9 protein-coding genes are annotated in these 13,716 nt (G+C 69.8%); 5 read left to right on the plus strand and 4 right to left on the minus strand.

Annotation, left to right across the window (positions count from 1 at the left end):
* Nucleotides 1-94 precede the first annotated feature (94 nt).
* Entirely contained in the window at nucleotides 95-4,177 is a 4,083-nt protein-coding gene (locus ACWGJM_RS21430; RefSeq protein WP_453413260.1) for a beta-galactosidase, read from the minus strand.
* Nucleotides 4,178-4,632: 455 nt separating this feature from the next.
* Here ACWGJM_RS21430 and ACWGJM_RS21435 point away from each other — a divergent pair, with 455 nt between their 5' ends.
* From ACWGJM_RS21435 to ACWGJM_RS21455, 5 genes are all read left to right on the plus strand, one after another.
* Nucleotides 4,633-4,857 carry a hypothetical protein gene (locus ACWGJM_RS21435; RefSeq protein ID WP_453413261.1) on the plus strand — a complete coding sequence of 75 codons (225 nt, stop codon included), beginning with the start codon at nucleotides 4,633-4,635 and terminating at the stop codon, nucleotides 4,855-4,857.
* A 77-nt stretch (nucleotides 4,858-4,934) separates the two neighbouring features.
* Nucleotides 4,935-5,873, plus strand: a complete 939-nt coding sequence (locus ACWGJM_RS21440; RefSeq protein ID WP_453413389.1) for a DUF5996 family protein — start codon at nucleotides 4,935-4,937, stop codon at nucleotides 5,871-5,873.
* A gap of 56 nt (nucleotides 5,874-5,929) precedes the next feature.
* The gene (locus ACWGJM_RS21445; RefSeq protein ID WP_453413262.1) at nucleotides 5,930-6,775 is read left to right on the plus strand and encodes an NmrA/HSCARG family protein; all 846 of its coding nucleotides are present in this window, start codon (nucleotides 5,930-5,932) and stop codon (nucleotides 6,773-6,775) included.
* A 452-nt stretch (nucleotides 6,776-7,227) separates the two neighbouring features.
* A complete protein-coding gene (locus ACWGJM_RS21450; protein ID WP_453413263.1) occupies nucleotides 7,228-7,713 on the plus strand; it encodes a hypothetical protein in 486 nt (161 codons plus the stop codon).
* Nucleotides 7,714-7,841: 128 nt separating this feature from the next.
* Nucleotides 7,842-8,627, plus strand: a complete 786-nt coding sequence (locus tag ACWGJM_RS21455) for an RICIN domain-containing protein (RefSeq protein WP_453413264.1) — start codon at nucleotides 7,842-7,844, stop codon at nucleotides 8,625-8,627.
* Between the two features lie 294 nt (nucleotides 8,628-8,921).
* Here ACWGJM_RS21455 and ACWGJM_RS21460 read toward each other — a convergent pair whose 3' ends face one another.
* From ACWGJM_RS21460 to ACWGJM_RS21470, 3 genes are all read right to left on the minus strand, one after another.
* Nucleotides 8,922-9,716 (minus strand): oxidoreductase, encoded by a 795-nt coding sequence (locus ACWGJM_RS21460; RefSeq protein WP_453413265.1) that lies wholly within the window; start codon nucleotides 9,714-9,716, stop codon nucleotides 8,922-8,924.
* A 77-nt stretch (nucleotides 9,717-9,793) separates the two neighbouring features.
* Nucleotides 9,794-10,618: an alpha/beta hydrolase gene (locus ACWGJM_RS21465; RefSeq protein WP_453413266.1), complete on the minus strand. Its 825-nt coding sequence runs from the start codon at nucleotides 10,616-10,618 to the stop codon at nucleotides 9,794-9,796.
* Nucleotides 10,619-10,847: 229 nt separating this feature from the next.
* Nucleotides 10,848-13,598, minus strand: coding sequence for a LuxR C-terminal-related transcriptional regulator (locus ACWGJM_RS21470; RefSeq protein WP_453413267.1), 2,751 nt, complete (start codon nucleotides 13,596-13,598; stop codon nucleotides 10,848-10,850).
* Nucleotides 13,599-13,716 lie beyond the last annotated feature (118 nt).

Here is a 13,716-nt window from a genome sequence, read left to right on the forward strand (position 1 = left end):
TGCGATTTCTGTCCCTCCTGCCCCGTCAGCCCGGTGGCGGACCCTCAAGGATCCGCCCCCGGGCGGGAACCGGTGAACCTGTCCGGTCACAGCACTAGCCGCACGTCAGCGTCGGCATCGCCCAGTCACCGTGGTCGTTTCCGTTGCCGTCGCCGGCGTCACCGACCTTGAGGTCGACCACCTGGGCGTCGCTGACGTCGACGTCGATCGGCACCGCGGCCTGTTTGCCGCGGAGCGTCGGCGTGGTCACCAAGGTCTTGCCGTCGGCGATCACGGAGAACGTCACCGTTCCCGCACCACCTGTCTCGTCGTCGACACCGACGTCCGCCGTCAACCGCGAACACTTTCCGGCGAGGTAGAGCTCGACGTCGCTGACCGCGTTGGTGCCCAGGCCCTTGGCGTAGCCGACGCCGGCGATACCGATCGGACGGCCGTCCCCGGCCGCCTGCTCGCCGACGCTGCTGTCACGCTCCACCGGCCCCCACCCGTTCGTGGACGACAAGAACGGCAGGTCGCTCACAGCGCTCTTCCCGGCCGGCGGAGCCGGCGGAATACCGCCGACGATGCGCTCGTCAGCGCCGGCAGCCTGCCGTCCGTTCTGCGAGTAGTGCACCGTGGCGGTGAGCGCCGAGGCGGATGGCAGCTTCCCGGCCGGCGGCTGGACCTTCCAGGTGAAGGTGGCCGATCCGCCTGGTCGCAGGCGCTTGACCGACGTGGGGCCCGTGGCACTCACGCTCCAGCCGTCGGGCGCGGAGAGGGAGGCCGTCAGCCGGGAGGCGGATGGTCTGTCCTTCGGCACCCGCACCGTCGCCTCGGCCGTGAAGGCCTGTGCTGACTGAGCGGTGTCCGGCACGTCCAGGGTGACCTCCGCTCCCGGGCGCTTCGGCATCGCGTACTTCTTGTGGTCGTAGCGGGGGCTGTCGTTCTGCGCGACGTGCAGGGACGAGGCGTAACTGCCGTAGTCGGTGAGCGAGACCTTGCCGAGCCCGCCGGTGCTGCCGTCCAGGTTCCACACGGCGATGGCGATGCTGTTCCGGCCGTTCGGATCCAGGATCCCGTCGGGCACCGGGAAGGTGCGCTGCGGGCCGAGGTAGTTGACGTAGTTGCCGACCTGCCAGCCGTTCACGAAGATCGTGGCACGGTACTTGCGTGACGGGTCGTCGGTGAACGTCAGCCCGAGCGAGGTGTCCTGGCCGTGCGGCAGGTCCAGGTTGACGTCGGTGCGGTACCAGGAGACCCCGGGACGGGTGTCGTTCGCCGGCAGGGACACCCGCTTCCAGTCGCCGTCCGGGTAGCCCGGCAGGGACCAGCCGGCCCGCTCCCCGTACAGGCCGCCCGTCGAGAGCGGGCCGCGCACCGTGTCCTGCGGGTCCTCGCCGCCTCGTACGCCCTGAAGCCGCCAGGTGACCGAGGTCAGCGGCGCCCCGACGAGGGAGGCGCTGGTCAGACCGCGCGCGGCCTTGTTGCCGTTGGTCGAGTTGTAGTCCTCCTCGTGCCCCATGTTCACGGTGAGCACGGAGACGACGTTGTCGCCCTTGGACTCCTTGGACTTCACCGAACCGGCCGGGAAGGTGAAGTCGGCGCTGCCTGTGGTGGAGCTGCCCAGGAAGGTGCCGTTGAGCCAGGCGGAGAACGCCTGGGCGTTGCCGCCGGAGTCCGAGACCAGGTGGATGCCGGTCTCCTTGCCGGTGGCGCGGAAGCGGCCGCGGTACCAGGTGTTGCCGGTGTGGAAACCGTAGTCGTCCGCGTAGAGCACCGGCAGCGAGTTGACGCCGGAGACGCTGTTGGTGGTCGTCTTGTCGGCCACCTGCCAGCTGGAGTCGTCGAAGCGGGGGGCCGCTTCGGGGGACTCCTCGGCATGCTTCCAGTTCGTCAGCGTCGGCAGGTGTACCGGGGCAGCCACCGGGATCTTCCCGGTGAGGCTTCCCTTGTCGGTGGCCTGGGTGTCCAATGTCCTGCCGTTCCAGGTGACGTGGTCGGCGGAGGTGAACACCTCGATGTTCTTGTCGTCGGCGTTGTCCCCGGTGAGCGCCACGGTGTGGCCGCTGTCCAGGCCGGTCGCCGTCCGCAGCAGGTGGGTGCCGCGCACGAGCACCGGGCCGGCCGCCGTGTCCTCACGCCAGAAGGTCTCCGCCGTGGCCTTGTCGCCGACGAGCAGCAGCATCGGGCGCTTTCCGCCGCCGCTGACGCTGATGCGGATCAGGCCCTTGTGCGTGTAGTTCAGCCGCAGGTCACCGGTGGCCTCGTCCCAGGCGGTCGTGACCGTGCCGCCGCTGGTGGTCACGGTGGGCTTGGAGGAGTAGCGAAGGACGGTTTCGCCGTCGCTGCCCGGGTCGCCGTAGAGCACGGCGACGTCCCGGTTGCCGATGGTCGCGTGGGTCATGATCTCCGACGTCGAGTACTGCAACTGCGAGTCTCCGAGCCGGTAGTTCGCCACGATCACGTGTGAGTCGCGCCCGTCGAGCGTGATCGCGGTGCCCGGCTGCTGCGGCACGACCGGGTAGGTCGGTTCCGCGGCGGCGGCGCCCGTCGGCACGTCGATGGCGTCGATGGACACGTAGTTGTCCGTGGATCCCGAGCTGTGGTTCCCGTCGACGACGATCTTCAGCGTGTGTGCCCCGGCCGCCAGGCCGGTCTTCTGGAAGAGCACCGCCTGGTTCTCGCTGCCGGAGTCGTCGACCGTCGCCACCTTGGTGCCGTCGAGGTAGACGTCGGCGTAGCCGTGGTTGTTGGTCTTCGAGCCGATCCATCGGATCGCGGTGCCGTCGAAGGGGACGGTGACCGAGTCATCGGCCTTGTTGGAGAACGACTCGGTGTGCTTGTAGTCGCCGCCGGTGTAGCTCGTGTCGGCCACGTGCGACCACGAACCGGTGTACTTCAGCGCGGAGTCGGGGTCGTCCCAGGTGTAGGTGGTGTCCGCGGACGGCTGGGCGTCGAAGTCCAGCGAGATGTGGGTCTTGTCGACCGCCGTGGACGTGGAGTTCCCGTGCCGCAGGACGTGGAACTGCGTCCTGGTGTCGGGGTTCATCCGGGCGGTGTCGACGACCGCGGAGTCGTCCGGCGGCGTGGCCCTGATCGCCGCGGTCCTGGTCAGCGGGGCGACCGCCTGCGTGAAGTACCCGATCAGCTTGTCCTCGTAGTACTTCGGATCTAGCTGGCGGTTCTCGCGGATCGCGGCCCCGTAGTCGTAGGAGGTGTAGTTCTCCGGCATGCCGAGCCAGCCCCAGTTGGTGCCGCCGTAGGTCATGTAGAAGCTCTGCGCGGTGGCGCCGACGGCTATGTTCTGCTTGTAGAACACGTCGGCGAACTGGTCGTTGATCAGCTGGGCGCACTTGTCGTAGCCCGGCCCGCCCCAGGGGTCGAAGGCACCACCCTGGAACTCCGGCGAGTACAGCGGCTTGCCGTCCGGGTGGTCGTAGCTGATGTCGGGTACGCCGTTCCACTTCGAGGGGTTCGAGCAGTTGAAGCCCTGCGGGTAGGAGTCCGGTCCGTCGACGTCCAGGGCGCCGGTACCGGAGTTGAAGGTGCCGTTGTTGTTGCCGGTCAGCGGCACCGTGATGCCGTCGGCGCGGGCCTTGTCCTCCAGGTGCTTCATGTAGGAGCGGCCGGCGTCCGAGCCGTTGTAGTACTCGTTCTCCACCTGGTAGGCGATGACCGACCCGGTGCCGTTGGTCAGTTGATGGCGGGCGATGATCCGGTCGATCCGGGTCAGCCACTCGTCCGCGTACTTCAGGAACTGCGGATCGTCACTGCGGTTGTGCCCGGCCTCGGTGGTCATCCAGCCGGGCAGGCCGCCGCCGTCGACCTCCGCGTTGATGTACGGCGCCGGGCGTGCGATCACGTAGAGCCCGGCCTCCTGGGCCAGGTCGAGCAGCTTGTCGACGTCACGCACTCCGCTGAAGTCGTACACACCCGGCTTCGGCGAGTGGTATCCCCAGTCGAAGTACAGCGACGTGGAGTTGAACCCGGCGGCCTTCATCTTCTGGAAGATGTCGCGCCACAGGTCCGGACTCGGGAGCCGGAAGTAGTGGAACTCGCCGGACCACAGGTAGGTGCGCTTGCCGTCGACGAGGAACGAGTAGCCGTCGAGACTCACGGTGTGTGCCCGTGGACCGGCGGCGGACGCGGCGGCGGTTGCCTGCCCGCCGACGTCCCGCGCCGTGGCGGGCGCGGTCATGCCCGTGCCCAGGGCGATGGTCGCGGCCGTCGCGAGGACCGCCCTCCACCACCGACGGCGACCGGGTCTCGCAGCTTTCGAATCGATCCGATTACTCCGCACTGCGGCCTCCATACCGCCTGAGCAATCAGTATCAAACAGACTCAGGCAAAGCCGAACAGTAAAGGGGCACAAGGCGCAACACAATGGGGCGGGAGAGCACGCAGCGGTGGGGTGCGTCGAGATGCCAGGTCACCCGTCCCCTCCCCGTTGTGCCCGTGCTCGTCCGGATGCTCCGTGATCGCATTGCCCGCTCCGGCGTGGGCTCCGCTGAATGCGCCCGCAGGGCCGGGGCTCGGCGTGCGATGGCCCGGTCCGGGCGTCAGGCTGTAAGAGGAGGCCGCCCCACGCGCCCGTGACGGCGATGTCCCGACCGGGCACAGGGACAAACCGCAGGCGAAGGCAGGGGAACCATCATGACCGCACCCGTTCTCGAAGCGGCAGCCCAGGAGATCGCCGATGCGACGGCGAAGCCACCTGTCCTCCACGAGTTCGGTGTGGACCGCGCTCGACAGGTGCCGGACTACATGCAGGCGGCTCCCGTCGTCGTGTCGGACGTAGCCGAGACGCCGGTCACGGTGCCGGCGATGTCCGAGTCCGCATCGTCGAACCGGTCGGCGCCGACGCCAGCCTGCCGGTGATCTTCTACGTTCCGGCCGGGGCCAGTCTCACCAGAACCGCAGGTTTCACCAGAACCGCAGGCGAAGGAACTCAGCAGATGTTTCCTCCTATGCCACTTGCCGAATGGCGTGACACCAAGGAGACCATCCACCGGTTCACGCAGGTCGTCGGCAAGATCCGCCTCGCTGCGAGTCCCCGGCGCAACCATTGGTGGAACGTCGCCTTCCACCTCACGGGACGCGGCATCACGACGCGCCCGATGGGTCAGGTGGACGGAACACAGATCTTCACCATCGACTTCGACTTCGTCGATCACCAACTGGTGGTCACCACATTGGAAGGCCGCACGGTCGCCTTCTCCCTGCTCGGCCAGTCGGTCGCCTCCTTCCATCGCCTGACTCTGGAAGCCCTGGCCGCGCTGGGCGTCGGTGTCGAGATCGCGCTTCCCCATCCGTTCGATCTGCCCGATGCGGCACGGCCGTTCGCCGAGGACGTCGAGCACGCCGCATACGATCCCGTCTGGGCGAACCGCTACTGGCAGGTGCTGAGCCAGGTGGCCTTGCTGCTCGAGGAGTTCGCAGCCGGGTTCTCGGGCAAGGTCAGCGCGGTGCACCATTTCTGGCACACCTTCGACATCGCCTGCACCCGGTTCTCCGACAAACATGTCGACCAGTCGCCGCAGGTCGATCGGGTCACCCGTGAAGCCTATTCACGCGAGGTCATCAGCTTCGGCTTCTGGTTCGGCGACGCCGGCTCGGCCGAGCCCGCCTTCTACTCCTACACCGCGCCCGAGCCGGCGCACCTGACCCACGAGCCGCTCACACCCGCCGCGGCCGAGTGGGTCCCCCGCGCGGGCAGTCACCTGGCTGTGCTGCGCTACGACGACGCGCGCGGTCAGGCCGACCCGAAGGGGGCGGTCCTGGCCTTCTACGAGAGCGCCTATCTCGCCGGCGCCCGCCGCGCCGGATGGGACGTCGACGCCCTCGCCTGTCCGCACGGGATCACCGACCCGTGCCTGTCCGTCACACGGCTGTGAGCAGTTCGCGGGGAGTCGGAACCGAACGACGTGATCCTTCCGAGAGGGTGGGTGCCATGCACGTAGCGGTGCTCGGAGCCACCGGTGGTCAGGGGGGTGCGGTGGTGAGCAGTCTGCTGGATTCCGGACAGCGTGTTCGTGCCGTGGTCCGCAACCCGGACGGACGCCGCGCCCATGCCCTGGAGGAGCTGGGTGCGGAGGTGGTCCACGGTGATCTGCGGGACGTTCCCTCGATGGTCGCTGCATTTGACGGCATGGACGCCGCATTCGCAGTGACGACACCGTTCGAGGAAGGCCCGCAGGCCGAGGTGGAGCAGGGGCTCACCGTCATCGCGGCGGCCCGACAGGTGGAGCTGCCGCACCTGGTGCTCTCCTCGGTGGCCTCCGCCGACAGGTCCAGCGGGGTTCCCCACTTCGAGAGCAAGTACCTGATCGAGCAGGCCCTGCGGCAGGAGAGCGACGACTGGACCATCGTCGCCCCGACATACTTCTACGACAACATGCTTGGGGACGTGGAGAATCTGCGGGCCGGGCGACTGGTCCTGCCGTACCCGGTCGACCGCCCGCTTCAGCAGGCCGCCCGCCAGGACCTCGGAGCCGTGGTCGCCGCAGTGGTCAACAACCGTGCCGTGCACCTGAGGCGGCGAATCGAGGTCGCTTCCGACGCACCCTCGCCCGCCCGCATGGCCTCGGCCCTCACCCGCTCGCTGGCGTGGCCGGTCGAGGCGGTGCACACTCAGCTGGACCTGCGGCGTCGGTCCAGCGACGACATGGTCGCCATGTGGGCGTTCCTCAACGAAGAGGGCTATGCCGTCGACATCGCGGCACTGCACGAGGCGTACCCCGCGATCTCCTGGACCACATTCGACGACTGGCTCGCCAGAGTCGCGCCGTCACTGTGACGGGTGCTGCACGGCAGGAGCCCTCCTCCGGAGCGCCGATCTGCCGACATCCAGCACCCGCTGCCCAGGCTCCGGACCCAGCTCCTGCAGAAGTCCTGCGGTCATCCCCATCACGCTCGACATGGATGTCATCACCCCGCCCGAACGCGTGCCGCGCGCTCTGCCGACAAGGGGTTCACCGTCATGCCTGGGGCGCTGCTCCGTACGTACGCCTGCGGCATCAGCGTCTGCCGGCGCGGCGCCGGAAATACCTCCGGTGCGGCGAGCTCGCCGGTGCGGACTGGTGCCCGCAGGGGCGTGGCGATTTGATCCGCTTGTGCGGAGTCCTCTCAGGAGGGGCGGGCCGCGCAGTCTCCCCGGTCGGTTGTCGGATTCGTTCCCTCTCCACCCGACGAGGCGTGTTGAATGGCGTGGCTGAAGGTGCGTCAGTCAACTGGTCATAGGGGATCTGGATGTTGTCGGAAATCTTGGTCGGGCTTGCCGCTTCGGGGGGAACGGCGGTCGTGACGGCGGTCGGCACCGATGCCTGGATCGGGACCAGAACAACAGTGGCCGGGCTCCTGGGGCGAGGCGGGCAACGGGAAGAAGCGGTATTGCAGCGCCTCGACCAGACTGCCGCCGATCTCGCACGGGCATCCGACGAAGACGAGCAGGGAGTGCTGGAACGGGTACGCGTCGCACAGTCCCTGTCCTGGGAAACGCGTTTCACGGACCTGCTCCAGGATCTGCCGGAACCCGAAAGGGACGAGGCCGTCGGGGAACTGCGGGCTTTGGTCGAGCATGTCCGGCAGTACGGCCCCAGCGCTTCGGCCGGCGCAGGTGGTTTCGCGGCGGGCCGCGACGTGATCATCGAGGCCACACGCGGAGGGGTGGCCGCCGGTGTGATCAACGGAGACGTGCGCGTGGACCCTCCGAAGCCGGGGGCGCCCCAGGACTGACCGCCCCCGGCCCGTCAGGTCCACAGCGCCGCAGCCGCAGCGCCTTCTTCTCAACACTGCTGCACACGGCGGGCTTCGGCGCCGCCGGTGACAGCCGAGCGCCGCGCATCACCGCCTCTCATGGGGGAGTGGCGGTCGGTCACGCCGAACAGGTCACCTACATCCGCAAGCAGCGTGCACGCCGCTGGCGCCTGCTGGTCGTGCCCGTCGTCGTGGCGGGCGGGACGATCACGGCCATCATTCTCCCGCCGGACTCGTCCCCGTCCGGCCCGAAACGGTCCTCCCCGGCTCCGTCGTCCTCCGTGTCACCGTCGCCTTCCCGGCCGTCGTCCGCCACCGGCTCCCCCTCGGCCCAGGCCCAGGCCAAGGCCTCGGCTTCGGCCGCGCGGGCATCCGGCTCCGCGAAGGCCGTGGCTCAGCCGGTGCGGACCGGTACGGCGGACACCCCCGAGACGGGGCCGCCGCCGTCCACGGAATCCGGGGACACCACACTCTCCCCGGGGTCAGTGTCGCGCCTCCGGAACGTCTCCGCCGATCAGTGCGTGTCCGGCGACGGCTCCGTCTACCCCGACTCCGGCACCTGCACCTCCAGCGACGCCTACACCTGGACGTTGCGCCCCTCCAGCGGCGGCACGTTCGAGCTGGTCAACCGCGCGAGCGGAAAATGCCTGTCGGCGCCCTTCGACAACAACTATGAGACCCAGTTGGAAGCGTGCGGCGGCGTCGGAGGCACCGGCTACCAACACTGGCGTATCGGGAGCACGACCGCGGCCGGCAAGACCCTGAAGAACACCGAGACCGGGCACTGCCTGGAGATCGCCTCCCCGGCGTACGGCGGTGCCAAGCAGGTGATGGTGACCACCTGCAACAGCGACGAGCCCCAGCAGCTGTGGAAAGACGGAGGGACTGCCTAGTCGTCCGGGTATGACCAACCGCAGCTCAGGTGGTTTGCGGCACTTGTTCACACACTTGCCGTCGTCGCGGACGACGTCCGCGTGGGCCGCCAACTGCGCATCGCACGCTGTGACCCGTTCACCGGCCTCGTGGACTGCCCCGACGCGCATGCGGCCAGTATTGACCCGAACGCGTTGTGCGGTCGTGGACGGGTGCGAGCGCGTGTCGGGCCGGGCCGCCTGGGCAGGGTCGGAGCCATGCCTGCGCCCGCCCACCGGGTGAGGTGAGCGGGCGCAGGCGGTGCGGTGAGTCGATCAGAGGGTCTTGATGAGGCCGCCGTCGATGGTGAAGTCGGCACCGGTGATGTTGGCGGCGCGGTCGCCGGCGAGCATCAGTACGAGGTCGGCGACCTCGTCGGGGCGCGTGAAGCGACCGGTGGCGAAGCCGCCCAGGCTGTTGATCGCCTGGTCCACGGCTTCCTGCGGTTCGACGCCCATGGCGGTCGCGATGGTGTCGGCCATGCCGCCGGGACCTGTCCACAGGTCGGTGCTCACCGGGCCGGGCGCGATGGTGTTGACGCGTACGCCCTGCGGGGACACTTCCTTGGACAGAGCCTTGGAGAAGTTGGTCAGGGCGGCCTTGGAGGCCGTGTAGTCGATGACGCCAGGGTCGGGCAGGAAGGCGTTGACCGAGCTGATCGTGACGATCGAACCGCGTGAGGCGAGCAGCGCGGGAAGAGCCGCGCGGGAGGCGCGCACCGCGCTCAGCAGGTTGATGTTCAGGGTCTCAAGCCACTGTTCGTCGGTGACGGAAGCGAAGCCGCCGAGACGCGGCTGGGCCACGCCGACGTTGTTGACCAGGACGTCGATGCCCCCGAACTGTTCCACAGCGCTCTCGATGAGGGTGTTCACGCCCTCCGCTGTGGCCAGGTCGGCGGTCACCGGGCTCACTGCTCCGGTAGCGGCGAGTTCGGCGAGTTCGGGGCTGGTGGTGCGGGCGCCGGCCACGACGCGGGCGCCTTCGTCGACGAAGGCCCGGGTGACGGCCAGTCCGATGCCGCGGCTCGCGCCGGTGACGACGACGGTCTTGTCCTTGAGGTGCAGGTCCATGATGGTCTTCCTTGCTTGTTCGATGTGCGGTGGTGAACGGGGTTCGATGGGGTGAAACAGCGGGCGCAGCCCTACGGTCACAGGCCGGCGGTGGACCGGCCGGTGATGCCATTGCGCGCCAGCCAGCCCAGCGCGCAGTCAGCGACGGCCGACCAGCCCTGGTCGACGACCAGGGAGTGGCCGCGGTCCGGGAACTGCTTGAGGTCGGTCGTCGCCGTCGAGTCGCCGTACAGCTTGTAGGCGGCGCGGGTGACGACGTCCGGCACGGTGTGATCCCGCTGGCCGGACATCAGCAGCAAGGGGCCACGGCGGGTGTTGCCGGTGTCGACGGCGGCCGGTGACTGCCGGGTGAAGTTGGCGAACGCCGCTTCGAACAGGGGGCGGCCCGGGGCGGGGACGGCGTACGCCTCGAACAGGGCGTCGGACTCCTGCCGCGGGATCGCGTTGCCGAACGCGTAGTGGAACTGCGCCGCTGTGAGGGAGACCGCCCGGGACCGGTTGGCCGGGTTACGGAGAACAGGGGAGGCCGAGCGCAGCTGCGTGAACGGCAGCGGCCTGACGCCCTTGACCGGCGCCGGATCGATCGCCACCGCGGCCCGCCCGAGCCCCAGACCGAGCAGTTTCTGGGCGATCAGACCGCCGAAGGAGTGTCCGATCAGCACGGGCTGGACAGGCAGCGCCTTGATGAGGGACGCGTAGTGCTCGGTGACGTCGTCGATACCGGCCCTGGCCACGGCCTGCGGACGCGACCGCGCGCCGGGCACGCTGTCCGGTTCGCCGGGCCAGCCGGGCGCGAGCGGGGCGAACCCCTCGGCGTGCAGCAGCTCCACCCAGGGATGCCAGGAGGAGGAATGCAGCCACAGCCCGTGGATCAGGACGACGGGGGTGCGCTGATCCGTCATGAGAGCCTCCTTGGGACGGAGGACCGCCTGCTGCGGTCTCCTGTGGTGCTCTCCAAGGTGCCCTCAGCGTCATCCCGGTCGGCTCAGTCAGATGACGCAAACCGTGGGGTTGGGGCATGACTGAACGACCACGCGCTCGGTGTACCCGCGCGTCTCGGCGTCGGCCCCTCCATGGGTAGGCACCTCCGGCGGGTGCGCGGGGCAGGCCGCGGGAGGGCGTCAGGCGACGTCACCCCTCGTCGGGCTGGGCGGCGCGTGTGCCGGCGTCGAGGGCGTCGCGCAGTGCGGCGCGGCTGGTGATCCCCAGTTTGGGGAAGATGCGGTACAGGTGGGAGCTGACCGTACGGGGTGACAGGAAAAGCTTCGCGCCGATCTCCTTGTTCGTCAGTCCCGTCGCCGCGAGCTGTGCGATCTGCCGCTCCTGCACGGTCAGCGTCTGCCATCCCTCGCCCCTGGCGCCGAAGGCGGCCCCGGCGGCGGCGAGCTCCGCACGGGCCCGTTCGGCCCACGGGAGCGCACCCAGCTCCATGAGGACCCGCAGGGCCTCCTCAAGCTGCTCCCGCGCCGCCCTCGTCTCGTGGTCGCGGCGCAGTCGCTCACCGTAGGCGAGGCGGATGCGGGCGGTCTCGAACGGGAACAGGGCGGCACCCGGAGTTGCGAGAGCGTGCTCGTACAGGCCGGCTGCCTGGTCCTGTGCCGTCATGGCCTGGGCCGCCGCTGTGACGAGCGCCAGTCGGGGGGAGAGGGCGGGCAGCCCGGCGGCGAGGGCTGCCTGCGCGTGGCGGTGGGCCTCGTCGAGGTGTCCGCTGCGTACGGCTGCTTCGACGAAATCCAGCAGTGTGCGCGGCGCCTGCTGGATGTGGGGCGCGAACTCGCCGGGTGCCGTGATGCGGGTGGCGAAGCGGTACGCGGTCGCATGGTCCGAGCGAGCCAGCGCCGCCATCATGCCGACGGCATCCGCGTACTGGGTCAGGTACCCGATTCCGCGTGGCCCGGCCCATGCCTCCACCGCCCTGCGCTGACCGTCCGCGGTGTCGGTGTCGCCGCGGCAGGCCGCGACCATCGCGAGAAAGGCGCGGAACTGATGGGCGAAGAGTGTGTAGCCGTGCCGGGCGGTCAGCTCCAGACCGCGGCGGCCCGTCTGCTCGGCGTCCGCCCAGCGGCCCGCACCCATGTGGTCCAGCATCACGACCTGAAGCAACGTCATGGCGTTCCCGGCGGCGCCCGCCTCCTGCTCCCGGGCGACCATGCGGGTGAGCGGGCCGCGGAACTCGTCGAGTGCGTCGAGGTAGTAGGCGGTGACCAGCAGGCGCATGGCATCCCACGGCCGGTCGGCCGTGGCGCGGACGAACTCCTGGCGCAGCCGCTCCACGCCGTCGGCGCCCCGGCGGACCACGTCGCCCCACGTGTCGCGGTAGAGGAGGCTGGCCGAACCTCCGGGTTCGGCCGGGTCGCAGAAGCGGTCCACACAGGACTCGGTGATCTTCCAGGTGGCGGTGTCGGCCGCGAAGAGGGAGATGACCAGCAAGAGGTTGATCAGTCGCTCCACCACCGGCTTGTCCCGCACGGGGTCCAGCCGTTCCAGGGCGCCGACGACCTTCCGGTGCGTGGTGCGTACTTCGCCGTCCCGGTACAGGGCCGCGTAGCACTCGACGATGATCGTGCCGGTTTCGGCGGTGCCTGCGCCCGCGATCTCCGACAGCTGTTGCGCCCGTTCGAGCTGGGCCGACTGCCCGGCGACGAAGGCCGCCTCGGCCAGCCGCCGGGAGCGCTGGTCCGGTCTCTCGCTGAGCTGCGCGGCCCGCTCCAGCCAGCTCACCGCGACGGACGAGGCTCCGCGCCTGGTCGCCGCCTCGGCGGCCCGTTCCAGCAGCGCGGCCACCTTGTCGTCGGGGTCCACCGTCGCCTCGGCGAGGTGGTGCGCCCGCCGCTCCTGGTCGTCCGGATAGAGCTCGGCGAGTTCGGCGTGGGCCGCCCTTCGGCGGTTGGGCGTGGCGAGCTGGACGACCGCGGAACGCACGAGCGGGTGCCGGAAGCCGAGCTGGCCGGTGACCGGGTCGACCACCAGGAGTCCGCGGCCGATCGCCTCGTCGACATCGCCCAGCCGCCGCTCCAGTGCCGGGCGGCGTGGCCCGGCCACCGAGGACAGGCCGTCGAGGGCGGCGAGCAGCAGAGCATGCTGTGCGGAGGGAGTCAGTTCGGAGATCCGGTGCCCGTACAGGCTCTCCAGCCGTCGCGTGAGGGGCAGCGGAGCTGCCTGCCCGGACAGGGAGGCGGGCACGCGTCCCGCTGTCTTCGAGAGCTCGACGAGTGCGAGCGGGTTGCCCTCGGCCCAGTGCAGCACCCGCTCGCGGGCGAGCGGGTCCAGATGGCTGCCCGTGCGCTCCAGCAGCGCGGCCGCCTCCTGCCCGCCCAGCGCTCCGATCTCGATCTCCTCGAGCCCGGTGTCGTCGAACGCAGACGGTATGTCCGCCCGTACGGTGAGCACGCCCCGGCCGCCGACCGCCCCGGCCCGGCGCATGACGAAGGCGCAGACACGGGCGCTTTCCGTGTCGAACCAGTGCGCGTCGTCGACCGCGAAGAACAGGTGCCGGTCGTCGGCTGCCGCGGCGATGAGGGAGAGCATCGCGCCGCCGACCTCCGCCACGCCCGGCGCCGCCCCCGTGCGCAGCCCCGCGACCTGTTCCAGGACCGAGCGGGGTGCGTCGGGCAACCGGGCGCCGTAGGGGAGAAGCGGTAGGAGCAGCTGGTGCAGTCCGGCGAACGGCAACTGGGCCTCCGCCTCGACACCGGAGGCGCTCACGACGCGAAAGCCCGCCTCGTCGGCCAGGGTCACGGCGGCTTGGAGCAGCGTGCTCTTGCCCGTACCGGCTTCACCGCGGAGTACGGCGAACGCGTAGTGCGCGGGAGCCGCCAGCACCTGCTCCAGTCGCGCGAGCTCGGTGTGCCGCCCGATGAGCCGATACCCGTCCTGTGCCACCTGCCACCGTCCCGTCCGTGTTCGCCCTCGCCACCTGCGGACATGCTGCCCTTGCGGGTGGTCCAGGCCACGTTAGCGCGGGGACGGGAGGCCGTGGCCGCGGGACTTCGCGAAGCGG

It is taken from the genome of Streptomyces sp. NPDC054834 (assembly GCF_053611185.1).